The sequence below is a fragment of the Micromonospora sp. SL1-18 genome (genome assembly GCF_047921505.1).
Lineage (GTDB): Bacteria > Actinomycetota > Actinomycetes > Mycobacteriales > Micromonosporaceae > Micromonospora.
Map to the genome: position 1 here is coordinate 1 of NZ_JBLROA010000047.1, position 24,364 is coordinate 24,364.

Annotated in this window: 20 protein-coding genes, 1 tRNA gene and 1 pseudogene; 15 read left to right on the forward strand and 7 right to left on the reverse strand. The window is 70.7% G+C overall.

Annotation, left to right across the window (positions count from 1 at the left end; genetic code table 11):
* Window positions 1-204 (reverse strand): annotated as a pseudogene (locus ACNAW0_RS21100) (hypothetical protein); the annotation flags it as partial.
* Between the two features lie 46 nt (window positions 205-250).
* Window positions 251-730 (reverse strand): Lrp/AsnC family transcriptional regulator, encoded by a 480-nt coding sequence (locus ACNAW0_RS21105; protein WP_416289667.1) that lies wholly within the window; start codon window positions 728-730, stop codon window positions 251-253.
* Window positions 731-832: 102 nt separating this feature from the next.
* Here ACNAW0_RS21105 and ACNAW0_RS21110 point away from each other — a divergent pair, with 102 nt between their 5' ends.
* Window positions 833-1,990, forward strand: coding sequence for a trans-sulfuration enzyme family protein (locus ACNAW0_RS21110; RefSeq protein WP_416289668.1), 1,158 nt, complete (start codon window positions 833-835; stop codon window positions 1,988-1,990).
* Window positions 1,991-2,005: 15 nt separating this feature from the next.
* Here ACNAW0_RS21110 and ACNAW0_RS21115 read toward each other — a convergent pair whose 3' ends face one another.
* Together ACNAW0_RS21115 and ACNAW0_RS21120 are read right to left on the reverse strand one after the other, a co-directional pair.
* Entirely contained in the window at window positions 2,006-2,755 is a 750-nt protein-coding gene (locus ACNAW0_RS21115; RefSeq protein WP_416289669.1) for a helix-turn-helix domain-containing protein, read from the reverse strand.
* A gap of 33 nt (window positions 2,756-2,788) precedes the next feature.
* Window positions 2,789-2,861 (reverse strand) — tRNA-Leu (locus tag ACNAW0_RS21120).
* Window positions 2,862-2,956: 95 nt separating this feature from the next.
* Here ACNAW0_RS21120 and ACNAW0_RS21125 point away from each other — a divergent pair.
* The 11 genes from ACNAW0_RS21125 to polA all read left to right on the forward strand — a co-directional run bounded on the left by ACNAW0_RS21125 (window position 2,957) and on the right by polA (window position 15,646).
* Window positions 2,957-3,577: an ANTAR domain-containing response regulator gene (locus ACNAW0_RS21125; protein WP_416289670.1), complete on the forward strand. Its 621-nt coding sequence runs from the start codon at window positions 2,957-2,959 to the stop codon at window positions 3,575-3,577.
* Between the two features lie 61 nt (window positions 3,578-3,638).
* Window positions 3,639-4,838 (forward strand): hypothetical protein, encoded by a 1,200-nt coding sequence (locus tag ACNAW0_RS21130; RefSeq protein ID WP_416289671.1) that lies wholly within the window; start codon window positions 3,639-3,641, stop codon window positions 4,836-4,838.
* A 261-nt stretch (window positions 4,839-5,099) separates the two neighbouring features.
* Window positions 5,100-6,260 (forward strand): branched-chain amino acid ABC transporter substrate-binding protein, encoded by a 1,161-nt coding sequence (locus ACNAW0_RS21135; RefSeq protein WP_416289672.1) that lies wholly within the window; start codon window positions 5,100-5,102, stop codon window positions 6,258-6,260.
* 105 nt (window positions 6,261-6,365) lie between these two features.
* Complete coding sequence (locus tag ACNAW0_RS21140; RefSeq protein ID WP_416289673.1) at window positions 6,366-7,316, forward strand: branched-chain amino acid ABC transporter permease; 951 nt, start codon at window positions 6,366-6,368, stop codon at window positions 7,314-7,316.
* Window positions 7,313-8,458: a branched-chain amino acid ABC transporter permease gene (locus ACNAW0_RS21145; protein ID WP_416289674.1), complete on the forward strand. Its 1,146-nt coding sequence runs from the start codon at window positions 7,313-7,315 to the stop codon at window positions 8,456-8,458. The genes ACNAW0_RS21140 and ACNAW0_RS21145 overlap by 4 nt, the downstream gene beginning before the upstream one ends.
* Window positions 8,451-9,296 (forward strand): ABC transporter ATP-binding protein, encoded by an 846-nt coding sequence (locus ACNAW0_RS21150; protein ID WP_416289675.1) that lies wholly within the window; start codon window positions 8,451-8,453, stop codon window positions 9,294-9,296. The genes ACNAW0_RS21145 and ACNAW0_RS21150 overlap by 8 nt, the downstream gene beginning before the upstream one ends.
* Window positions 9,286-9,996, forward strand: coding sequence for an ABC transporter ATP-binding protein (locus ACNAW0_RS21155; protein ID WP_416289676.1), 711 nt, complete (start codon window positions 9,286-9,288; stop codon window positions 9,994-9,996). Before ACNAW0_RS21150 ends, ACNAW0_RS21155 begins: the two co-directional genes overlap by 11 nt.
* A 28-nt stretch (window positions 9,997-10,024) precedes the next feature.
* On the forward strand, window positions 10,025-10,930 hold the full coding sequence (locus ACNAW0_RS21160) for an ABC transporter substrate-binding protein (protein ID WP_416289677.1): 906 nt from the start codon (window positions 10,025-10,027) through the stop codon (window positions 10,928-10,930).
* A gap of 7 nt (window positions 10,931-10,937) precedes the next feature.
* Window positions 10,938-11,921, forward strand: coding sequence for an amino acid ABC transporter permease (locus ACNAW0_RS21165; protein WP_416289678.1), 984 nt, complete (start codon window positions 10,938-10,940; stop codon window positions 11,919-11,921).
* Window positions 11,918-12,808, forward strand: a complete 891-nt coding sequence (locus ACNAW0_RS21170) for an amino acid ABC transporter ATP-binding protein (RefSeq protein ID WP_416289679.1) — start codon at window positions 11,918-11,920, stop codon at window positions 12,806-12,808. Before ACNAW0_RS21165 ends, ACNAW0_RS21170 begins: the two co-directional genes overlap by 4 nt.
* Before the next feature lie 138 nt (window positions 12,809-12,946).
* Window positions 12,947-15,646, forward strand: coding sequence for a DNA polymerase I (gene polA, locus ACNAW0_RS21175; protein WP_416289680.1), 2,700 nt, complete (start codon window positions 12,947-12,949; stop codon window positions 15,644-15,646).
* A gap of 45 nt (window positions 15,647-15,691) precedes the next feature.
* Here the strand turns inward: polA and ACNAW0_RS21180 are convergent, their stop codons facing one another.
* The gene (locus ACNAW0_RS21180) at window positions 15,692-15,910 is read right to left on the reverse strand and encodes a DUF2945 domain-containing protein (RefSeq protein WP_416289681.1); all 219 of its coding nucleotides are present in this window, start codon (window positions 15,908-15,910) and stop codon (window positions 15,692-15,694) included.
* A 39-nt stretch (window positions 15,911-15,949) separates the two neighbouring features.
* The gene (locus tag ACNAW0_RS21185) at window positions 15,950-16,756 is read right to left on the reverse strand and encodes a class I SAM-dependent methyltransferase (protein WP_416289682.1); all 807 of its coding nucleotides are present in this window, start codon (window positions 16,754-16,756) and stop codon (window positions 15,950-15,952) included.
* Between the two features lie 342 nt (window positions 16,757-17,098).
* Between ACNAW0_RS21185 and rpsA the strand changes: the two genes are divergently transcribed.
* Window positions 17,099-18,583, forward strand: a complete 1,485-nt coding sequence (rpsA, locus tag ACNAW0_RS21190; RefSeq protein ID WP_416289683.1) for a 30S ribosomal protein S1 — start codon at window positions 17,099-17,101, stop codon at window positions 18,581-18,583.
* A 323-nt stretch (window positions 18,584-18,906) separates the two neighbouring features.
* The gene (gene coaE / locus ACNAW0_RS21195) at window positions 18,907-20,085 is read left to right on the forward strand and encodes a dephospho-CoA kinase (RefSeq protein WP_416289684.1); all 1,179 of its coding nucleotides are present in this window, start codon (window positions 18,907-18,909) and stop codon (window positions 20,083-20,085) included.
* 21 nt (window positions 20,086-20,106) lie between these two features.
* On the opposite strand, the gene ACNAW0_RS21200 is transcribed toward coaE, so the two are convergent.
* Window positions 20,107-21,948, reverse strand: coding sequence for a hypothetical protein (locus ACNAW0_RS21200; protein ID WP_416289685.1), 1,842 nt, complete (start codon window positions 21,946-21,948; stop codon window positions 20,107-20,109).
* Between the two features lie 296 nt (window positions 21,949-22,244).
* On the opposite strand from ACNAW0_RS21200, the gene uvrB reads away from it, so the two are divergent.
* Window positions 22,245-24,353: an excinuclease ABC subunit UvrB gene (uvrB, locus tag ACNAW0_RS21205; protein ID WP_416289686.1), complete on the forward strand. Its 2,109-nt coding sequence runs from the start codon at window positions 22,245-22,247 to the stop codon at window positions 24,351-24,353.
* The last annotated feature ends 11 nt before the right edge of the window (window positions 24,354-24,364 follow it).

The window sequence follows — 24,364 nt, forward strand, 5'->3', positions numbered from 1 at the left end:
AACCGATCCGCCTGCCGAACTCGCCGATCCGATAAACACTGCCCACGATCGTCGACAATAGACAGTTCTGGCCGAAAAAGCGACCACTAGTCGCTCCTCCTCCGTACGCCGGGCCAGCTCGGTGGTGTGCCGCAGGGCCTCCCCGACGCTGCCGTCGGCGGCGACCGGAGCAAGATCAAGAACAGACAGCGGTACGTTGATCACGCCTTTGATCAACCTGCCGAGCACCGGACTTGTTCCGGAAAGCGCCCTACCCCATGCCGCGCGCCTGCTCGAAGATCAGGCTCGTCTGGGTGTGCTGCACCGCCGGATCCACCGCCAGATGATCCAGCACGAAATCCCGCAACGCATCCCCGGACGCCGCCCGCACATGCAGCACGTAATCCTCCGCGCCCGCCACATGAAACACCGCCACCACCCCCGGCAGCCGCACCGACCGGGCCCGGAACGCGTCCACCGCCGCCCGCTCGTGCGCGGCCAGCCGCACCGACACCAGCGCCTGCAACGGCAACCCCACCGCCGCCGGGTCCACCTCGGCGTGGAACCCGCGGATCGCCCCGCACTCCCGCAGCGCCCGGGTACGCGTCAGGCAGGTGGACGGCGCCACCCCGACCCGCTCGGCGAGGGCATTGTTCGGCAGTCGGCCGTCGGCCGCCAACTCGGTCAGGATCGCGCGGTCGACGTCGTCGAGGGCCGCGAACGGTCGTACATCATTCGGTGCGAGGGGCATGCGAGCATCATCATCCGAATCCTCGGATAACAAAAGGGCTTTGGACGGAATTTCCTTCGCTGCTCTTGCCCAATAGCATCCTCATGTTCGACGCTTTGAGGCATGACCGCCGTGGACACCACAGCCGTGCACGCCGGGCGCGACGACCTCGCCGGGCTCGGCGTCCACGTACCGCCCATCGACCTCTCCACCACCAACCCGCTACCGTCCGTCGAAAGCGGCGGCGACGCGTACGAGACCCTCGCCACCGGAGGCACCCTCCCGCCCGGCGGCAGCGCCGTCTACCAGCGGCTCTGGAACCCCACCGTCGCCCGCTTCGAAACCGCCCTCGCCACCCTCGAAGGCACCGCCGAAGCCGTCGCCTTCGCCAGCGGCATGGCCGCCCTCACCGCCACCCTCCTCGCCGCCACCCGCGACGGGAAGCGCCACGTCGTCGCCGTCCGCCCCCTCTACGGCGGCACCGACCACGTGCTCGCCACCGGCCTGCTCGGCACCGACGTCACCTGGGCCCGCGCCGACCAGGTCGCCGCCGCGATCCGCCCCGACACCGCACTGGTCATCGTCGAAACCCCGGCCAACCCCACCCTCGACCTCGTCGACATCGGCGCCCTCGCCACCGCCGCCGGCGACGTACCGCTGCTCGTCGACAACACCGTCGCCACCCCGGTGCTCCAACAACCCGCCCGGCACGGCGCCACCCTCGTGCTGCACAGCGCCACCAAGAGCATCGGCGGCCACGGCGACGTCCTCGCCGGCGCCGTCGCCTGCGACCCCGCCTGGGCCACCCGGCTCCGCCAGGTCCGCGCCGTCACCGGCGCGATCCTGCACCCCCTCGGCGCGTACCTGCTGCACCGCGGCCTGCAGACCCTGCCGCTGCGGGTCCGCGCCCAGCAGGCCGGCGCCGAAAAACTCGCCACCTGGCTCGCCGGCCACCCGAACGTCGAGCGGGTCCACCACCCCACGCTGCACGACCCGGCCGGACTGGTCGGCCGCCAGATGTCCGGCACCGGCAGCCTGCTCGCCTTCGAGGTACGCGGCGGCGCCCCCGCCGCGGCCATCGTCGCCGGCGCCTGCCGCCTGATCACCCACGCCGTGTCACTCGGCGGCGTCGACACCCTCATTCAGCACCCGGCCTCGCTCACCCACCGGCCGGTCGAGGGCGACGCCAAGCCCGGCGGGGCGCTGCTGCGGCTCTCCGTCGGACTGGAGGACCCGGAGGACCTGCGGGTGGACCTGGAACAGGCGCTCGCCGCGATCTGAGCCGTCGCTCGCGGCTCAGGACTTCGGGCCGACGTGGCGGTCCAGCGCGGCGACTGCCTCCCGCCGCGCGACAGAGAGCGAGTTGCCGCGGTTCATCCTCCAGGCGATGCCGAGCAGATCGAGGGACGACTGGCAGAGGCCCATGATGTCGGTGGATTTGTTGGTGAACATGTAGCGCGGGTAGACGTACTCCTTGCCCCGGACCCTGACCCGGTTGCTGAACCGGCAACCGTCGGAATGGAAGAGCCCGCGCAGAAGGTCACCTGGGTGGGCCGCCACGATGCCCCGCTGCCAGTCGGCCAGGACGATTGGCCGCTTATGCTTCATGCCGGGCCCGTGCTGCGGCAACAGGCACGGCCAGTGGTTGCCGTAACTCTGGACATTGACGCAGCCCTGTTGTTGGACGCGCTGAACCTTGGTTGCGAGCACCGCTCGCATGGCCTGGTCGCAGGCGTCGATCAGGCCTGGCCAGGTGTTGCTGCACGAGATTCGTAACACGGGCACCCGTGCCGACATCACAAGGTGCCCATCCCCCAGGTAGAGGCCGAGCAGGTAGGCGTATGCGGCCGGATCCGTCAAATTGTCGACCTCCGGGCGGCAGCGGAAGCAGCGCAGAGCGGTGCCCTGTTGTCTTGGCTCCGGTTGGATCTTGCACCAGTGACGGACCGTGGGGTAGGAGACCCCGACGGCGCGGGCGGCCTCCGCTACGGTTGCGCCCGCGAGGTACAGGCGCCGCGCCCGAGCGCGTATTTCCGGTGGATACACGGAAGTATCTTCGAACGCCTGTATGACAACTTGTGCCCCCGGTGGGATTCGAACCCACACTTTATGGCTTTTGAAACCATCGTCTCTGCCGTTGGACTACAGGGGCCTTCAGTTTCTCGGCCTGCATAGGGTACCCACTAGGCTAAGGACGGCGACACCCGGTACCGCGGGTGTCGGGGCTCAGACTGGTAGGAGTGGCTCGTGGCCGAGACGGAGACGGACGCCGAGCGCAGGCGGGTACTGATCGCCGAGGACGAGGCGCTCATCCGGCTGGACCTGGCCGAGATGCTGGCCGAGGAGGGCTACGAGGTGGTCGGCGAGGCCGGTGACGGCGAGACCGCCGTGAAGCTCGCCGAGGAGCTGAAGCCGGACCTGGTCATCCTCGACATCAAGATGCCGATCATGGACGGGCTGGCCGCCGCCGAGCGGATCGCCGGTGCCCGGATCGCCCCGGTGATCATCTTGACCGCGTTCAGCCAGCGCGATCTGGTGGAGCGGGCCCGGGCGGCCGGTGCGATGGCGTACCTGGTCAAGCCGTTCCAGAAGAGCGACCTGGTCCCGGCGGTGGAGATCGCGCTGTCCCGCTACTCGGAGATCGCCGCGCTGGAGGCGGAGGTCGCCGGCCTCACCGACCGGTTGGAGATCCGCAAGACGGTCGAACGGGCCAAGGGCGCCCTGATGACCACGTACGGGATGACCGAGCCGCAGGCGTTCAAGTGGATCCAGCGCACGGCGATGGACCACCGGCTGACCATGAAGGAGGTCGCCGAGCGGATCCTCGCCGAGACCTCCGGTGGTGAGGTGGCGCAGCCGACCGCCTGACGCCACCGGTTGGCCGACGCGTCGACCCGCCGGAGCGGCGGTGATCGATAGAATGTGATCCGTGGTGGCGCGTCGGCTGGCGGTGATGCTCGGCGTCCTTGCCGTGCTGCTCGCCGGTTGTGTGCGATCGCCGGCGCACGTCGAGCCCGAGCCACTTCGCCCGCGGTGGCGGGCGCTGACGCTGCCGGTGCCGCCGGGAACGCCCGGCCGGCTGTTGCTGCGCGACGTGGTGGCCTGCGCCGGGCGGTGGTTCGTGGTGGGCGGGGTGGCCGACCCGGTGGGGGAGACCCGCCCGGCGGCGTGGGCCAGCGCGGACGGTTTCTCGTGGTCGTCCGTGCCGATCGCCGCGTCCACCTTCTACGGCCGGCGGCACCTGCTCTACGCGGCGGCCTGCCGGCAGGGTCGGCTGGGGGCGCTGGGGGCCAGGAGCGGGGGCGCGCACGGCAATCCGCGTACGGGCACCTGGGTGCAGGCGCTCGACGGCACGCTGCGGGAGGTGGCGGCCCCGTTCGAGTTGTACGGGGGGCCACGGGCGGTGAGCGTCTCGCGGCTGGTGGCCGGGCCCGGCGGGTGGTTGGTGGTCGGCTCCCGGGCCGACGGGGCGGCGGTCTGGACCTCGCCGGACGGCGAGCGCTTCACGCTGCGCGAGGGTGTGCCGGAGTTGGCCGGGGACGCGCGCGGCAGGACGCGGGGGCTCGACGCGGTGGCCGTACCGTCGGGGTGGCTGGTGGTGGGGGCGGTGCTGTCGCCGCATGCGGCGGGGATGTTGCCGCTGGCCTGGGCTTCGGCGGACGGGCGGGCCTGGCGGCGGGTGGCGCTGCCGGCGTCGGACGGGCGGAGTCAGGCGCAGCGGGTCGCCCTGGTGGGCGGCGCGGTGGTGGCGGTCGGTCCGGTGCGGGGTGGTTTCGGGGTGTGGCGGGCGGCGCCGGCCGGCGGTGGTGCGGAGCGGGTCGGTCCGGCCGGCTGGCGTCGGGTCGGTGGGTTCGGCGCGGCGGGCGTGGGGGTGTCGTCGGTGCGCGCGCTGGTGTCCGTGGGCGGCGGTGGGTTGGTGGCGGTGACCGGCGACGGGAATGGTCACTGTCTGTGGCTGTCGGTCGATTCGGGCGGTTCATGGCGGCCCGTGATCTTGCCGGTCGCGGTGCCCGATGGTGGGGACGGGGCGGTGGCGATGGCGTCCGACGAAGATCGACTGGTGTTGGTCGCCGATGACGGTGTGGGGTCTCGTGCCTGGTGGGCGGGGTTGTCGGAAATTGGTCGGTAGCTGGTGCACTGGCTTTGGGTGCTTACCGGGGGCGCGTAGGTGTACGGCTTCCCCGCCTGTAGATCTCTTACAGCGATCGCGCCCAATCCGCCACGGCGTGTAACGGTTCGGTCAACCCGCTCCCGTGGGACTTACGCCACAGCTACCAGGTGGGATAACGTCCCGGCCCAGACCGGCGACGACGGTCTGGTTCGTTCGCCCCCCGCAAGGGCCAATTGGCAGCGGGTGGTTGGGGCCATGCGACGGAGGAGGGTTCGGGCCTTGAAGCAGAAGCTCGCGCGCGTGATCGGTGGAGCCGCCATGCTGGCGCTCGTCGCCGGCGGTACCGCCTGCAGCAGCAGCGATGGTGGCAGCGCGTCCGGTGGTGACAAGTGTGGCAACAAGATCGCGTTCTTCGGTGCGCTGACGGGCAGCTCCGCGGCGCTCGGCATCAATGAGAACAACGGCGTCAAGCTGGCCGTCGACAAGTACAACAAGGAGAACGCGGACTGCAAGGTCGAGCTCGTTCCGCTCGACTCGCAGGGCAGCCCGGACCAGGCCCCGCAGCTGGCGCAGCAGGCCATCGACAACGAGAAGATCCTCGGCCTCGTTGGCCCGGCCTACTCGGGTGAGTCGGAGGCCGCCGACCCGCTGTTCGCGGAGGCGGGCCTGGTGCACGTCACCGCGTCCGCGACCAACCCGACCCTCGCCAAGCAGGGTTGGAAGACCTTCTTCCGGGTGGTCGGCAACGACCTCAGCCAGGGCCCCGCGGCCGGCACGTACATCAAGGACGTGCTGAAGGCCGAGAAGGTCTTCGTCATCGACGACCAGTCGGCGTACGGCGCGGGTCTGGCCGATGAGGTCAAGAAGGTGCTCGGTCCGGCCGTTGTCAACTCGGACAAGGTCCAGGGCGATGGCAAGCAGACCGAGTTCTCCGGCGTGGTCACCAAGGTCAAGGCCGCGAATGTCGGAGCGGTCTTCTACGGCGGCTACTACCAGGAGGCCGGCCTGATCCGCAAGCAGCTCACCGCTGCCGGGGTCACCGCTCCGCTGGTCGCCGGCGACGGCGTCAACGACCCGGCCTACATCTCCTCCGCGGGCGCGGCGGCGGCCGAGGGCACCATCCTCACCTGCCCGTGCCAGCCGGCCACTGAGGCGCGTGGCACCTTCGTGGACGACTACAAGGCGCTCAACGGCACCGACCCGGGCACCTACAGCGACACCGCGTACGACGCGGCGAACATCCTGCTGGCCGGTATCAAGGCGGGCAAGACCGACCGCGCCTCGCTGCTGGAGTTCGTGAAGAACTACACCGGTGACGGTGTGGCGGCCAGCTACAAGTTCGTCGAGGGCGGCGAGCTGGACCCGGCTCAGGTGAAGGTCTGGGCGTACAAGGTCCAGGGTGGCAAGGTGGTCCCGGACCAGGAGATCAAGAAGTCCTGACGACGGTCGCTGCTACGGCGGTTGAGTCGTGATCGCGGGTGCGGCCGGGAGCTGGCTCCCGGCCGCACCCCATCTTTTCGCCAGACCTGATGGAGCGTCCTCCCCTTGAACTTTGACGGACTGTTCTCCAACTTCGGGGAACTCACCACGACCGGCCTGACACAGGGCGCCATCTACGCCCTGGTCGCGCTCGGCTACACGCTGGTCTACGGCGTGTTGAGACTCATCAACTTCGCCCACTCCGAGGTCTTCATCGCCGGAGCCTTCGCCGCACTGTGGACCTGGAACGGCTTCGGCCTCGACCAGAACTCGCAGGTCAGCGGGCTGGGCTCGATCATGTTCTACCTGCTCGTGGCGGTGATCGCCGCGGCCATCGCGTCGGCGGGCACCGCGACGGTGATCGAGCGGGTCGCGTACCGGCCGCTGCGTAAGCGGAACGCCCCGCCGCTGGCCTTCCTCATCACGGCCATCGGTGCCTCGATCGCGCTCTCGGAGGCGTTCGGCGTCTACACCCGACGGCTCCCGCAGGGTGCGCCCAGTCTGGTCGACACCAAGCCGTTGTTCAAGATCGCCGGCGTGCCGATCGACGCGGTGCAGCTGCTCACCGTCGGCGCCGCGCTGGGGATGATGCTCGCGCTGGACCTGTTCATCAACCGCAGCCGGCTCGGCCGCGGCGTCCGGGCGGTGGCCCAGGACGCCAACACCGCCGCGCTGATGGGCGTGAACAAGGACCGCATCATCATGCTGGTCTTCATCGCCGGTGGGGCGATGGCCGGCGTGGCCGGTCTGCTCTACGACGTGAAGATCGGCACGCTGACCTACAGCGTGGGCTTCCTGCTGGGCCTCAAGGCGTTCACCGCCGCGGTGCTCGGCGGCATCGGCAACCTGCGCGGCGCGCTGCTCGGTGGTCTGCTGCTGGGCCTGGTGGAGAACTACGCCTCGGGCGTGTTCGGCACCCAGTGGAAGGACTTCGCGGCGTTCGCCGTGCTGGTAGGGCTGCTGATGTTCCGGCCGACCGGTCTGCTGGGCGAGTCGCTGGGGAGGGCGCGGGCATGACGACGACTGTTAATCCGCCGAACCCGGAGCAACGGGAAGCGGTAAGGGACCGGCTGCGCCACGGCCGCGAGGCGGTCGCGCAGCGGTGGCGTGACGCGCCGCGCTGGGTGCGCTGGGCGGTGTTGGCAGCGGTCCTCGTGTTCTTCTACGCGCTGCCGAACAAGGAGTTCTACCAGTACCTCGGGCCGATCCCGACCACCGGCTCGAACTTCACCCAGGTGATGTTCACCGTCTCGATCTACGTGCTGATGGCCGTCGGGCTGAACATCGTGGTCGGCTTCGCCGGCCTGCTGGACCTCGGCTACTTCGGCTTCTTCGCCGTTGGCGCGTACACCGTGGCGGTGCTGACCTCGCCGAGCAGCGACATCAAGACGCTCTGGCCGTGGCTGCTGGTGGTGCCGGTAGCGATCGCGCTGACCATGGTTTCGGGCGTCATGCTCGGCACGCCGACACTGCGGCTGCGCGGTGACTACCTGGCACTGGTGACGCTCGGCTTCGCCGAGATGATCCGCATCGGGGCGGTCAGCCTTCCGTTCCTCAAGGGTCAGCGGGGCTTCAACCGGATCCCACACCCGCCGGGCAAGTACGCCGACGGCAAACCGATCTTCGGCGTGCTCGACGCCCGGCCGTACTACTGGCTGGTGCTCACGCTGATCATCCTGGTGGTGATCGGGGTGCGGAACCTGAACAACAGCCGGGTGGGGCGGGCGTGGATCTCCATCCGGGAGGACGAGGACGCCGCACAGCTGATGGGCGTGCCGACGTTCAAGTTCAAGCTCTGGGCGTTCGCGTCGGGCGCGGCGATCGCCGGCCTGGCCGGCGCGCTCTTCGCCGGCAAGCAGAACTTCGTCAACTCGCAGAACTTCGAGCTGCTGAACTCGATCATCATCCTGGCCGCGGTCATCTTCGGCGGCTCCGGCAACATCTTCGGCGCCATCGTCGGCGGCGGCCTGGTGGCGTACATGATCGAGCGGTTCCGCGGCATCGAGCTGTTCGGCCTGGAGCTCTACGAGTACCGGTTCCTCTTCTTCGGCGTGGTGCTCGTGGTGATGATGATCTTCCGGCCGCAGGGCCTGATCCCGAACCGACGACGGGCGGCGGAGTTCAAGGACCGCCGCAAGGAGGTGATCGTCGGTGAGTGACGTCGAGCAGACGCCGGCCGTCCCGGCGCAGGCCGCCGCACCCGCGGCGGAAGCGGTGCCCGCCCGGGAGCCGCTGCTGGAGGTCGACAACGTCACGCTGCGCTTCGGCGGCGTGGTCGCGCTGAACCAGGTGGACTTCACCCTCTACAAGGGTGAGATCCTCGGTCTGATCGGCCCGAACGGCGCCGGCAAGACCACCTGCTTCAACGCGATGACCGGCATCTACCAGCCCACCGAGGGAGAGATCCGGTTCCGCGGCCAAAAGATCAGCGGCAAGAAGCGGCACAAGATCACCCAGATGGGCATGGCGCGGACGTTCCAGAACATCCGCCTCTTCCCCGAGATGACCGCGCTGGAGAACGTCCTGGTCGGCGCCGACGCGCACCACAAGACCAGCGTGATCTCCGCGCTGCTCCGGCTGCCCCGGCACTGGCGGGAGGAGCGGGAGGGCCGCGAGAAGGCCGAGCGCCTGCTGGAGTTCGTCGGCATCCGCAAGCGGATGCACGAGTTCGCCCGCAACCTCTCCTACGGCGAGCAGCGGCGGCTGGAGATCGCCCGCGCGCTGGCCACCGACCCGGTGCTGCTCTGCCTGGACGAGCCGGCCGCCGGCTTCAACCCGGCGGAGAAGGAGGAACTGCTCCAGCTCATCCGGCAGATCCGGGACACCGGCGTGACCGTGCTGCTCATCGAGCACGACATGCGCCTGGTCATGGGGGTCACCGACCGGATCGTGGTGCTGGAGTTCGGAAAGAAGATCGCCGAGGGTCTCCCCGCCGAGGTGCGGGACGACCCGCAGGTGATCGCGGCGTACCTGGGGGTGCCGGACAATGCTGCTTGAGATCGACGATGTGAGCCTGCTGTACGGGCGGATCCAGGCGCTGCACGGCATCAGCCTCACCGTGGACGAGGGCGAGATCGTCGCCCTGATCGGTGCCAACGGGGCCGGCAAGTCCACCACGATGCGGGCGATCTCCGGGATCCGACCGGTGGCCTCCGGGCGTATCCGGTTCAACGGCGAGGACATCACCAAGCTCCGGGCGGACCTGCGGGTGCGGCGCGGGTTGTGCCAGGCCCCGGAGGGACGCGGCATCTTCCCGGGCATGACCGTGCTGGATAACCTGGACATGGGCGCGTACACCCGGCGGGACCGGGCGGGCGTCGCGCAGGACCTGCAGCGGGTGATGGATCTCTTCCCTCGGCTGGCGGAGCGACGCAAGCAGCCCGGAGGCACCCTCTCCGGCGGCGAGCAGCAGATGCTCGCCGTCGGCCGGGCGTTGATGAGTCGGCCGAAGCTGCTGCTGCTCGACGAGCCGTCGATGGGTCTCGCGCCGATGTTGATCCAGCAGATCTTCGACATCATCGTCGAGATCAACCAGCAGGGCACCACGGTCCTGCTGGTCGAGCAGAACGCGCAGCAGGCGCTGGCCCGGGCGCACCGGGCGTACGTGTTGGAGACCGGCCGGATCGTCAAGAGCGGCACTGGCGCGGAGCTGCTGCACGACTCGGCGGTCAAAGAGGCCTACCTCGGCGTGGCCTGACCGGCGACCCCCTCGAAGGAGTTCAACCATGCGCAACATCAACGGTGGCCGGCGGGCGGCGATGAGCGTCGCCGGTGCAGCCGTACTGCTGCTCTCCCTCGTCGCCTGCGGCGAGAAGGAGAATTCCGGCGGGGCCGGTACCGGCCCCTCCGTCACGGCGTCGGCCGACTCGGATCTCGCGGCGAAGGTGCCGGACGCGATCAAGGCGGACGGCAAGATCGTGGTCGGCAGCGACACGTCCTACGCCCCGGCCGAGTTCCTCGACAACGACGGCAAGACGGCCATCGGGTTCGACATCGAGCTCTTCACCGCGGTCGCCGCGAAGCTGGGGCTGAAGGCGGAGTTCGTCTCCGCGGACTTCGGCGCCATCATCACCGGCGTCAACTCGGGCAAGTACGAGATCGGTGTCTCGTCGTTCACGATCAACGACGAGCGCAAGGGCCAGGCCAACATGGTCAGCTACTACCAGGTCGGCACCCAGTGGGCGACCAAGAAGGGCAACCCGGCCGGCGTCTCGATCGACAACGCCTGCGGCAAGAAGGTCGCGGTGCAGAAGGACACCGTCCAGGTCGAGGACATCGAGAAGCGGTCGAAGGCCTGCACCGACGCCGGTAAGCCGGCCATCACCATCGAGCAGTTCCCGGGCCAGGACGCGGCGACCGCCGCGGTGGCTTCCGGCAAGGACGACGCCATGCTCGCCGACTACCCGGTCGGGGTGTACGCGGTGACCCAGTCCGAGGGCCAGCTGGAGCTGCTCGACAAGATGTACGAGGCGGCACCGTACGGCTACGTGGTGGCCAAGGACCAGACCGCGTTCGCCGAGGCCGTCCGGGACGCGACGAAGGCGCTGATCACGGACGGGACGTACAAGACCATCCTGGACAAGTGGAAGGTCGGCGACGGCGCGATCACCGATCCCGCGATCAACCCGTAACGCGGATATGACAACCGAGGAAGCGACAACCGTACGGGCGCGGCCTGAGCCGATCAAGGCTGTGCCCGTACGGCACCCCGGCCGTTGGGTCGCCATCGCTGTGCTGGCGGTCCTGGCGGCGATGTTCGTGCATCTGCTGGTCACGAACGACAGGTTCAAGTGGTCGTTCATGGTCGACAACATGTTCCGGCCGCCGATCATCGAGGGACTGCTGCGCGGCGCGGTGCTGATGACCGTCTCCGCGATGCTGATCGGGGTGTCGCTGGGCGTCGTGGTGGCGATCATGCGGCTGTCGACCAACCCGATCCTGCGGGTGGTCGCCTGGCTCTACACCTGGGTGTTCCGGGCGGTGCCGCGGCTGGTGCTGCTGGCCGTCTGTGGCAACCTCGGCATCCTGTGGAGCCGGGTCGAGTTCGGCGTGCCCTTCGACACCCAGATCGGGCACCTCTTCGGGGTCGACAACCTGCAGCTGCGGGTCTTCGGGTTCACCTCCCGGGACGTGCTGACCGGCTTCGTGGCCGGCCTGATCGGCCTGGCGCTCTCCGAGGCGGGCTACATGGCGGAGATCGTGCGGGCGGGCATCCAGTCGGTGGACGAGGGGCAGAGCGAGGCGGCCTCGGCGCTGGGCATGAGCCGCGGCCAGATCCTGCGCCGGATCGTACTGCCGCAGGCGATGCGGGTGATCATCCCGCCGACCGGCAACGAGACCATCGCGATGTTGAAGGACACCTCGCTGCTGATGGCGGTGCCGTACAGCATGGAGTTGTTCTTCCAGCTCGACGCGGTGGGCAAGCGCACCTTCCAGATCTTCCCGATGTACGTCGCGGCCGTCCTCTGGTACCTCTTCCTGACCAGCATCCTGCTGGTCGGGCAGTACTTCCTGGAGCGGCACTTCGGCAAGGGGTACGGAACGAGCGGGCGGGCCCGGATGCGGCTGCGCGGGATGACGGCGGAGGCCGGAGGCAACGCGGGGGTGGTGGATCCGTCATGACCGAGCTGATCGTTCCCGGCCAGGCCGGGGCGCCTACAGCGGAGTCGGGCCCGATGGTCCGGGCCGAGCAGGTGCACAAGTCGTTCGGGCCCCTCGAGGTGCTCAAGGGCATCGACCTGGAGGTGCGCGCCGGCGAGGTGTGCTGCCTGCTGGGGCCGTCCGGCTCCGGCAAGTCGACGTTCCTGCGCTGCATCAACCACCTGGAGAAGATCAACGCCGGCCGGATCTGGGTGGACGGCGACCTGATCGGTTACCGGGAGCGCGGCGGCAAGCTGCACGAGATGCGGGACAAGGAGGTGGCCGCGCAGCGCCAGGCGATCGGCATGGTGTTCCAGCGGTTCAACCTGTTCCCGCACATGACCGCGCTGGCCAACGTCATGGAGGCCCCGCTGCGGGTGCGGAGGCCGAAGGTGAAGCCCCAGGAGCCGAAGGCGGAGGATCAGGCGCCGAAGGCGGAGGGCCAGGCGTCGAAGAAGCAGGCCCGGAAGGCGAAGGACGAGGTCCGCGAGCGGGCGCTGGCGTTGTTGGCCCGGGTGGGGCTGGCCGACAAGGTCAACAGCTATCCCGGCCAGCTCTCCGGCGGGCAGCAGCAGCGGGTGGCGATCGCCCGGGCTCTGGCCATGCAGCCGAAGCTGATGCTCTTCGACGAGCCGACCAGCGCGTTGGACCCGGAGCTGGTCGGTGAGGTGCTTGAGGTGATGAAGGACCTCGCCCGCGACGGGATGACGATGATCGTGGTGACCCACGAGATCGGTTTCGCCCGGGAGGTCGGCGACCACCTGGTCTTCATGGACGGCGGCGTCGTCGTCGAGCAGGGCAACCCGCGCGAGGTGATCGCGAACCCGAAGCACGAGCGGACCAAGGCGTTCCTGGCCAAGGTCCTGTGACCCGGTGGGATCCGGTGCGGCGTCCGCCGCCGCTCCGGGTCCCGCGGAACGGACACCCGCGCCGATCCGGGACAGGTCGCGGCCGATCGGCCGTGCCGCGGGCCGGGCTTGTCGGCGGTACGGACTAGAGTCGCTGCCGTGACAGCTACGACGCCGCGCCTGCTCCTCGTCGACGGACATTCTCTGGCATACCGGGCCTTCTTCGCCCTGCCGGTTGAGAACTTCTCCACCACCACGGGGCAGCCGACCAACGCCGTCTACGGCTTCACCTCGATGCTGATCAACGTGCTCCGCGACGAGCAGCCCACCCACATCGTGGTCGCCTTCGACGTCTCCCGCCGCTCCTTCCGCACCGAGAAGTACGCGGAGTACAAGGCCGGCCGCAGCGAGACCCCGACCGACTTCAAGGGCCAGGTCAGCCTGGTCAAGGAGGTGCTCGCCGCACTGCGCGTCCCGGTGGTGGAGAAGGAGGGGTACGAGGCCGACGACGTCATCGCCACCCTCGCCTGTCAGGCCCGCGACCAGGGCATGGAGGTGCTGATCACCAGCGGCGACCGGGACGCGTTCCAGCTCGTCGGCGACCGCATCACCGTGCTCTACCCGCGTAAGGGCGTCTCCGATCTGGCCCGCATGGATCCGGCCGCGGTGGAGGCGAAGTACGGTGTCGGCCCGGACCGCTACCGCGACCTGGCCGCCCTCGTCGGCGAGACCAGCGACAACCTGCCCGGCATTCCCGGCGTCGGTCCGAAGACCGCCGCCAAGTGGATCAACGCGTACGGCGGGGTCGAGGGCGTGATCGCCCGCGCCGACGAGATCAAGGGCAAGGCCGGCGACAGTCTGCGCGAGCGGCTCGCCGACGTGATCCGCAACTACGACATCAACTGCCTGGTGGACGACCTGGAGCTGCCGATCCGCCCCGAGGACGCCCGCTGGCAGGGCTGGGACCGGGAGGCCGTGCACCAGGTCTTCGACACCCTCCAGTTCCGCATCCTGCGCGACCGGCTCTACCAGTACCTCGAAGCCGTCGAGCCGGAGGCCGAGGCGGGATTCGAGCTGACCGGGGAGGTGCTCACCGCGCCCGGCGCACTCGCCGGCTGGCTGGAGACCCACGCCTCGGCCGGCGTCCCGGTCGGCGTGGCGGTCAAGCTCGACACCGGTCCGAACCGGCGACACACCGCCGCGGTGACCGGGATGGCCCTGGCCACCGCCGCAGGCGCGGCCGCCTGGTTCGACCCGGCCACCCTCGACCCCGCCGACGAGGCCGCCCTGGCCGGCTGGCTGGCCGACGCCGAGCGCCTCAAAGTGCTGCACGACAGCAAGCCGGCGGTGCTGGCGTTCGCCGCGCACGGCTGGGACCTGCAAGGCATCTCCCGGGATACCCAGATCGCCGCCTACCTGGCCCGCCCCGACCAGCGTTCCTACGACCTGACCGACCTGGCGCTGCGCTACCTGCACCGGGAGCTGCGGGTCGACGCGCCGGAGACCGGCCAGCTCACCCTTGAGGGGCTGGGTAACGACGGCGAGGCCGAGCAGAACCTGATGCTCCAGGCGCGGGCCACCCTCGACCTGGCCGACGCGATCGACGCCGAGCTGTCCCGCGACGGCGAGCAGTCAGCGCGGCTGATGGCCGGCGTGGAGCTGCCGCTGATGCGGGTGCTGGCCACCATGGAGCGCACCGGCATCGCCGCCGACACCGAATACCTGTCCGAGCTGGAGGCACACTTCGCCGCCGAGGTGAAGGCCGCCGCCCAGGGCGCGTACGCGGCGGTGGGCCGGGAGTTCAACCTGGGCTCGCCCAAGCAGCTGCAGGAGATCCTCTTCGGCGAGCTGGGCCTGCCCAAGACCAAGAAGATCAAGACGGGCTACACCACCGACGCCGACGCCCTGCAGTGGCTCTACGCGCAGAATCCGCACAAGGTGCTGGAGTACCTGCTGCGCCACCGGGACGTGGCCAAGCTCAAGTCGACGGTCGACGGGCTGCTCAAGGCGGTCTCCGACGACGGTCGGATCCACACCACGTTCAACCAGACCGTGGCGGCCACCGGCCGGCTCTCCTCGACCGAGCCCAACCTGCAGAACATCCCCATCCGCACGGAGGAGGGGCGGCGCATCCGCCGGGCGTTCGTGGTCAGCCAGGGCGACGAGTGCCTGCTCACCGCCGACTACAGCCAGATCGAGATGCGGATCATGGCGCACCTGTCGTCGGACGACGCGCTGATCGAGGCGTTCAACTCCGGGCACGACTTCCACGCCGCCACCGCCTCCTCGGTCTTCGCCGTCCCGGTCGACCAGGTCACCGCCGACCAGCGGCGCAAGATCAAGGCGATGAACTACGGCCTGGCGTACGGGCTGAGCGCGTTCGGCCTGTCCCAACAGCTCGGGATCAGCGCCGAGGAGGCGCGCGGGCTGATGGAGAACTATTTCGCCGGCTTCGGCGGGGTCCGCGACTACCTGCACGAGGTGGTGGCCCGGGCCCGGCAGGACGGCTACACCTCCACCATCCTGGGGCGCCGCCGCTACCTGCCCGACCTGGTCAGCGACAACCGGCAGCGCCGGGAGATGGCCGAGCGGATGGCGCTCAACGCCCCGATCCAGGGCTCGGCGGCCGACATCATCAAGGTCGCCATGCTGCACGTCGACACCGCGCTGCGCGAGGCCGGGCTGCGCTCCCGGATGCTGCTGCAGGTGCACGACGAACTCGTCTTCGAGGTCGCCCCCGGCGAGCGGGCGACCCTGGAGGCCCTGGTCCGCAAGGAGATGGGGGAGGCGTACCCGCTGTCGGTGCCGCTGGAGGTGTCCGTCGGCGAGGGCCGCGACTGGAACAGCGCCGGCCACTGATTCTCTCGCTGTCGGGGGTTCTCGCGGTAGGTGTCCCGGCCGTCCTCATTTGGGCTCACGGCGCAGGACCTCCGGTCGGTGGGCGACGTCCCGACCGGAGTGGTCGTTGCGGATCCGGTACTGCGGCTCCTCCGGCGAAGCGTTCACGGTGTGCCCGCGGACGTGGGTCCGGTCGATCAGCTTCTCCTTGACCACGCCGTACGCCCGGCCGCTGTGGCTGGCCCAGGAGACGTGGTCGCCCTCGCGGAACTCCTTCTCGGCCATGCCCCGCGGGTACCCGTGGCCGCTCGGCGGAAACGACGGCTACGCGTCGGCCGGTTTCTCCGTGACGAAGATTGCGGTGCCGGGGAAGAGCCGGCCGCGCAGTGCGCTCCACTGCCCCCAGATCCCCTCGTGCCCCTCCGGCCACTCCGGCTCCACCAGGTCCAGCAGGCGGAACCCCGCCCCGACCAGCTCGCGGATCCGGTCGCCGAGGGTGCGGTGCTGCTCGACGTACGTGGCAACCCCGTGCTCGTCCTGCTCGACGTACGGGGAGCGGTCGAAGTACGAGTGCACTGCGGTGAGCCCGCCCTCGCCGGGGTCGTCGAGGAAGATCCAGCGCATCGGGTGGGTGACCGAGAAGACCCAGCGGCCACCCGGGCGCAGCACCCGGGCCACCTCCCGCATCACCGCCGCCGAGTCGTCCACGAACGGGATCGCGCCGAACGCCGTGCAGACGGTGTCGAAGGCGGCGTCGGCGAAGGGCAGGGCGAGCGCGTCGGCCTGCACCAGCGGCACGCGTACGCCGGTCCGGTCTCCGGCGGTCGCGGCGTGCCGCAACATGCCGGCGGAGAGGTCCAGGGCGACCGGCCGAGCCCCCTGGCTGGTCAGCCAGCGGGCGGCAGCCGCCGCCCCGCACCCGAGTTCGAGGATCCGGCGGCCGGTCACCTCGCCGAGCAACCGGGCGTCGGCCTCGCGCAGCCCCTCCGGACACCAGACGAAGTCCACGTCGCCGAGGAATGCCCCGTGCTCGGTCTGGTAGTCGTCGGCGTCGGCGTCCCACCAGCCTCGGTTGGCTCGGCGGACCTCGGCGGCGCCCACCCGGCGCCGGGTCACCCTGTCGTCGTCCACCCGCTTACGCTAGAGCCGGGCCGGAGCCGCGTGTCGGGTGGGGCACGTGTGACGGATGAGACAAGCCTGACCGCTTGCCGTGCGAAATCTCCGCTTTCGCAGCTGACGAGGGCGTGAGGACACGGGAGGGCTTGCACGCTGTGGTAATGCAGCAGGTAGGCTAGACGATGCGCTCGCGGATCGTGTGCCTCGGCAGGGAGCAGGTGCGCGGTCACCGGAGCCGCCAATGATCTTCTCAGGGTGGATCGTTCGGTGTGCCCGGCGACGGATCCGCTGGCGCGGACAGGTCACCGCGACGCCACGCCTGCTGTGACAACCCATCCGACCGGAGCAACCGCCCACATGACGAGCAGCATCGAGGCCACCTCGAGCGCCAACAAGGTCACCGTCGACGACCTCGGCTCCGAGGAAGCTTTCCTCGCCGCGATCGACGAGACCATCAAGTACTTCAACGACGGCGACATTGTCGAAGGCACCGTCGTCAAGGTCGATCGGGACGAGGTCCTGCTCGACATCGGCTACAAGACCGAGGGCGTGATCCCCTCTCGGGAGCTGTCGATCAAGCACGACGTGGACCCGGCCGAGGTGGTTTCGGTCGGTGACCACATCGAGGCCCTTGTCCTCCAGAAGGAGGACAAGGAGGGTCGCCTGATCCTCTCGAAGAAGCGGGCGCAGTACGAGCGGGCTTGGGGCACGATCGAGAAGATCAAGGACGAGGACGGCGTCGTTCGCGGCTCGGTCATCGAGGTTGTCAAGGGTGGCCTCATCCTCGACATCGGCCTGCGCGGCTTCCTGCCCGCCTCGCTCGTCGAGATGCGGCGGGTGCGCGACCTGCAGCCGTACGTCGGCCGCGAGCTCGAGGCCAAGATCATCGAGCTGGACAAGAACCGCAACAACGTGGTCCTGTCCCGCCGGGCCTGGCTGGAGCAGACGCAGTCCGAGGTGCGCACCGAGTTCCTCAACAAGCTGCAGAAGGGCCAGGTCCGCAAGGGCGTCGTGTCCTCGATCGTCAACTTCGGCGCCTTCGTCGACCTGGGCGGCGTGGACGGCCTGGTGCACGTCTCCGAGCTGTCCTGGAAGCACATCGACCACCCGTCCGAGGTCGTCGAGGTCGGCCAGGAGGTCGAGGTCGAGGTCCTGGACGTCGACCTGGACCGCGAGCGGGTCTCGCTGTCGCTGAAGGCGACCCAGGAGGACCCGTGGCGTCAGTTCGCCCGTACCCACGCGATCCAGCAGATCGTGCCGGGTAAGGTCACCAAGCTGGTGCCGTTCGGCGCGTTCGTCCGGGTGGACGACGGCATCGAGGGTCTGGTCCACATCTCCGAGCTGGCCGAGCGCCACGTGGAGATCCCGGAGCAGGTCGTCCAGGTCGGCTCCGAGGTCATGGTCAAGGTCATCGACATCGACCTGGAGCGTCGCCGGATCTCGCTGTCGCTCAAGCAGGCCAACGAGGGCTTCGTCGAGGGCGAGGAGCACTTCGACCCGACCCTCTACGGCATGGCCGCGACCTACGACGAGCAGGGCAACTACATCTACCCGGAGGGCTTCGACCCGGAGACGGGCGAGTGGCTCGAGGGCTACGACAAGCAGCGGGAGACCTGGGAGAACCAGTACGCCGAGGCGCGTCAGCGCTGGGAGGCCCACACCAAGCAGGTGCAGACCTCCCGGGCCGCCGACGCCGAGGCCGCTGCCAACCCGGCTCCGGCCGCGACCGGCACCACCACCTCGACCACGGCCCCGAGCCGGCAGGCCGAGGAGCCGGCCGGCACCCTGGCCACCGACGAGGCGCTCGCCGCACTGCGGGAGAAGCTCGCCGGCGGCAAGTGACCCCTGCGATGACTCCAGCGCGGCGTTGCGCCGCGACCTGGAGCCGTCACTGAACGACGACGGCCCCGTCCCCGCGATCCGGTTCCATCGGACCGCCGGGGGCGGGGCCCTCGCGTGTTTCCGATCAGGTGCGCCTGCCACCGACACACCGCGCCGGCCCTTGATCGACTCGATATGCGGCAGGTTGGGCTGTCCCGGTGACGGGAGGCGGGGAGTTGCCGCAGCGCGAGTCGACCCCCGCGGGCGGCGACCCCCGCGGGCGGCGACCCCGTCGACCGGTCCGGCGGTTTGGCGCGGATGCGGTGATCGGGTTGACTGGTCCGGTGCTGAAGGTGGGACTGACCGGGGGAATCGGCTCGGGCAAGAGCGCGGTGGCGAGCCGGCTGGCCGCGCTCGGCGCCGTGGTCATCGACTCCGACCGGATCGCCCGCGAGGTGGTCGCTCCGGGTAGCGAGGGGCTCGCCGAGATCGTCGCCGCCTTCTCCGACCGGGTGCTCGACGCAAACGGCGCCCTCGACCGGGCGGCGCTGGGCACGATCGTCTTCGCCGACGTGGCGGCCCGCCGCCGGTTGGAGGCGATCACCCATCCCCGGGTCCGGGCGCGTACCGCCGAGCTGGTCGCCGCCGCGCCCCGGGACGCGATTGTGGTCAACGACGTGCCGCTGCTGGTCGAGGTGGGGCTCGCGCCCACGTACCACCTTGTGGTCGTGGTGCAGACGGCCGTGACCATCCGGGTGGACCGGTTGGCGCGGGACCGCGGCATGGACCGCGCGGAGGCCGAGCGGCGGATCGCCGCGCAGGCCGACGACGCCCGCCGGGAGGCGGCGGCCGACGTGCTGCTCACCAACGACGGCACCCGGGACGAGCTGCACTCGGCGGTGGACACGCTCTGGCACGAGCGCCTGGTGCCCTACGAGCGCAACGTCCGTGAGCGCCGAGCGGTCCGGCCGGAGCGGGTGGTGCTGGCCGAACCCGACCCGGCCTGGCCCCGGCAGTACGCCCGGCTGGCCGCCCGGATCCGGCACGCGGTCGGGGCCGACCTGCGCGTGGACCACATCGGCTCCACAGCCGTGCCCGGCCTTCCCGCGAAGGACGTCATCGACATCCAGCTCGGTGTGCCGTCGCTGGCGGAGGCCGACGGCCCGCTCGCCGAGCGGCTCGCCGACGCCGGGTTCCCGCGGCTGCCCGGCGACTGGTGGGACAACCCGCGCCCGCCCGGCAGCACGCGGTGGGAGAAGCGGCTGCATGGCAGCGCCGACCCGGCCCGCCCGGTGTACCTGCACCTGCGGGCGGCCGGCTCGCCCGGCTGGCGGTACGCGCTGCTGATGCGCGACCACCTGCGCGCCGACCCGGGCCAGCGGGCCGCGTACCTGCAGTTGAAGCGGGAACTGGCTACGTCCGCACCGGACAGCGCCACGTACGGCACGCTCAAGGATCCCTGGTTCGACGAGGAGCATCTGCGCGCCGAGGAGTGGGCCGCGCAGACCGGCTGGCGGCCCTGACCCGGCACCGGCGCCCGCGCATCAGGCGGTGGGCAGCGCCGGCACCCGGCCCGGGGTGAGGTCGAGCTGAGCCCACACGCCATGGACGGTCCGCAGCTCCAGTCGGCGTAGCAGGCCGGCCCGGTCGATCCAGTAGCGCAGGGCGGCATGCCGGGACGGCACCTCGACGACGTCCACGGCATGGCCGGCCACCCGGTCGCCGCGCAGCCGGGCCGCCGACTCCACCGGCACCGCGGTCCCACCGGCGCGCAGCGCCATCTCCAGCAGCCGGTCCAGGTCGTCGCCGGGCGGCCGGGCGGCCGGCCAGGCCAGCCCGGCCGGAGGCGGCAGTGGCGGCACGGCCGGGACCTCGGTCGCCGCGCCATCCGCCGGTGTCTCCACCCGGGCCACCTGCCCCGACCGCCAGCGCAGCAAGGTTCGGCGTCCGGGGGCGTCGGCCTCGCCCACCGCCAGGTACGCCGAGGCGGCGGCCCAGCTCAGCCAGCCGGCGGCGCGCAGGTTGGCGGTGGAGCCGAACGGGGCGGTCAGGGTCAGCGTGGCACCGCCGGTGGCCCGTAGCCGGGCGGACAGCCGGGCGAGTCGGTCCGCCTCGGCGTCGGCGAGTGCGCGCGGCAGGCCGGGTGGACCGCCGAGTGCGTCCACCGGGCGGAGGGTGGGTCGGTCGCTGCGGGCCAGTTCGACGGTGACCGGTGTGTTGTCCGGCAGCCACCCCCGCAGCCGGTGCAGCCGGGCGTCCTGGTCGATCCAGAGGCGGAGCGGCCGGCCCGGTGCGGCACCGCTGGCCGGGGCGTCCGCGGCGGGGCCGGACGGGGGCGCGGGCACGGGTGTGTCGAGGATGTCGACCGGACTGCCGTCCACGGTGTCCCGGCCCACCCAGCGGGCCGTCACGGGCGCGGCGTCGGTGCGGTCCGCGGTCAGCCCGAGGAGCAGATCGCGTACGGCGGCCACGCCGCGCCCGGCGGGTGGCTCCCGCAACCGCCAGCGGTCGGCCGGGGGCACCAGCGGCGGCGGGGCGGACGCCGTGGCCGGGTCGGGCCGGACCACCACCGCCGACCGGGTGGCCTGGACCAGTCCCTGCTCGGTGCCCGCGTGCGGCCCGTGCACACTCAGGTAGACCAGCGGCCGGGCCCAGTCGACCCAACCCACCAGTTCGGTGGCGGCCCGGCCCGTACCGATGGTGACGCGCACCCCGGCGCGGACGTCCCGCTGGTTGGTCACCCGCATCGCCGCCAGGCGGTCGGCCTCGGCCGGGGTGAGCGCCCGGGCGGGGTCGGTCGGCCGGGGCGACCAGCTCAACAACGCGGCGACCAGGGCCGCCGCCGAGACGACGGCGGTGACCCCGAGCGCGACGAGTGCGGCCCGCCGCCGGGTTGGCCGCTCCGGCGGGTCGCCGCTGTCGTCCGGGTCGTGGTCGTCCGGCGGTGCCGCCTGAATACGGGTCCCGACCGGCCGGCCGCCGGCATCCCGGTCCGCCCGCCGCCGGCCCCGGGTGGTCCCGGCCCGAGTCCCGGCGACGGGGCGGGAGCGCCGGTGGCCGCGACCGGGTTCGCGTGGCGGGGCGGCGGCCGAACGCGCCGGTGGCGCGGCGGCCGGATCCTCGGGCGGTACGACGGTCGGGCTCTCGGGCTTTGCGGCTGTGGGGCGCCCAGGTGGCGTGGTCGGGCTCTCAGGCTTTGCGGCGGCGGGGCTCCCGGGCGGCGTGGTGGCCTGGCGCTCCGGTGGCGTGGCGGCCGAACGGGTCGGTGTGGTGGCCGGGGGCACGGGCGAGGTGTCGGCCGGGTCGGTGCGGGCGGCGTCGGTGGGCAGCGGCCCGGCATCGGATGACGGTGTGCGCCGGGACCGCCGCCCGCGAGAGGTCTCCACAAGTGGAGAACGCGGCTGCGAGGATCGGGTGACGAGTAAGGGCGCTCGCGGCGGCCGGTCAGCGCCTCCAGCGCGACCACGTCGGTGCGCACGCCGGTCGTCCCGGGTGCCGCGACCTCGTGCCGGGGGCGGCCGGGCCCTGGAAGGGCGGCCACCGGCCCGGTCGGCCGCCGCGAGCGGCCTACGGTAGGAGCGTAGCCGCGCGAGTTGGGCCACACAATGGGAATATCGAAGCAGGTCTCGGACCTGCGGCGGTGGGGCCGGAACTGTCGGACCTCGGGCGTACCGTTGAGGCCATGGCGCTCGACATTCCCCGGCTCGACGGCCGCTTCCAGGTCGTCAGCGAGTTCCAGCCGGCCGGCGACCAGCCGGCGGCCATCGACGAGCTTGAGCGTCGCGTACGGTGCGGCGACCGTAACACGGTGCTGCTCGGCGCGACCGGCACCGGCAAGAGCGCCACCACGGCGTGGCTGGTCGAGCGGCTGCAACGGCCGACCCTGGTGCTCGCGCCCAACAAGACCCTCGCCGCCCAGCTCGCCAAGGAGTTCGGCGAGCTGCTCCCGCACAACGCGGTGGAATACTTCGTCTCCTACTACGACTACTACCAGCCCGAGGCGTACATCCCGCAGACCGACACCTACATCGAGAAGGACTCCTCGATCAACGAGGAGGTCGAGCGGCTGCGACACTCGGCGACCATGTCGCTGCTCACCCGCCGCGACGTCATCGTGGTGGCGACCGTCTCGGCGATCTACGGCCTGGGCACCCCGGAGGAATACCTGGACCGTGCCGTCCGGGTGGCCGTCGGTCAGGAGCTGGACCGCGACCAGCTGCTGCGCCGGCTGGTCGACATCCAGTACACCCGCAACGACATGGCGTTCCAGCGGGGCACCTTCCGGGTCCGCGGTGACACGCTGGAGATCATCCCGGCGTACGAGGAGCTGGCCGTCCGGATCGAGCTCTTCGGTGACGAGATCGAGAAGCTCTACTATCTCAACCCGCTCACCGGGGACGTGGTCCGCGAGGCCGACCAGCTGATGATCTTCCCGGCCACCCACTACGCGGCCGGGCCGGAGCGGATGGAGCGGGCGATCCGCGACATCGAGACCGAGCTGGGCGAGCGGCTGGCCGAGCTGGAGCGGCAGGGCAAGCTGCTGGAGGCGCAGCGGCTGCGGATGCGCACCACGTACGACATCGAGATGATGCGGCAGGTCGGCTTCTGCTCCGGCATCGAGAACTACTCCATGCACATCGACGGCCGGTTGCCCGGCAGCCCGCCGCACTGCCTGCTTGACTACTTCCCTGACGACTTCCTCACCGTCGTGGACGAGTCGCACGTGACCATCCCGCAGATCGGCGGCATGTACGAGGGCGACGCCTCCCGCAAGCGGATGCTGATCGACCACGGCTTCCGGCTGCCCAGCGCGGCCGACAACCGGCCGCTGCGCTTCGACGAGTTCCTCGAGCGGGTCGGCCAGATGGTCTTCCTGTCCGCCACCCCCGGCCCGTGGGAGCTGGAGCAGGCCGAGGGCGAGTTCGTCGAGCAGGTGATCCGGCCCACCGGTCTGGTCGACCCCGAGGTCATCGTGAAGCCCACCAAGGGGCAGATCGACGACCTCATGCACGAGATCAGGCTGCGCACCGAGCGGGACGAGCGGGTGCTGGTCACCACCCTGACCAAGAAGATGGCCGAGGACCTGTCGGACTACCTCCTGGAGAGCGGCATCCGGGTGCGCTACCTGCACTCGGAGGTCGACACGCTGCGCCGGGTGGAGCTGCTGCGCGAGCTGCGCAAGGGCGACTACGACGTGCTGGTCGGCATCAACCTGCTCCGGGAGGGCCTCGACCTGCCGGAGGTCTCCCTGGTGGCGATCCTCGACGCCGACAAGGAGGGCTTCCTGCGCAGCGGTCGGTCGCTGATCCAGACCATCGGCCGGGCCGCCCGTAACGTCTCCGGCCAGGTCCACATGTACGCCGACAAGATCACCCCGTCGATGGCGGACGCGATCGATGAGACCAACCGGCGCCGGGCCAAGCAGATCGCGCACAACGAGGCGCACGGGATCAGCCCGGAGCCGCTGCGCAAGAAGATCCACGACATCCTCGACGACATCTACCGCGAGGCGGAGGACACCGAGAGCACCCGCGTCGGCGGGGCCGCCCGGCAGCTGTCCCGGGGCAAGGCGCCGGTCAAGGAGACCCGCAGCCGTGGTCGGGGCGGCGCCGCCACCCCGTCCCGGGAGGGGATGGCCCGGGCCGACCTGGCCAACCTCATCCAGGAGCTCAACGAGCAGATGCTCGCCGCCGCGCGGGAACTGCAGTTCGAGCTGGCCGCCCGGATCCGGGACGAGATCGCCGATCTCAAGAAGGAACTGCGCGGGATGGACGTTGCCGGCGTGAAGTGAGGGGCGGGTCG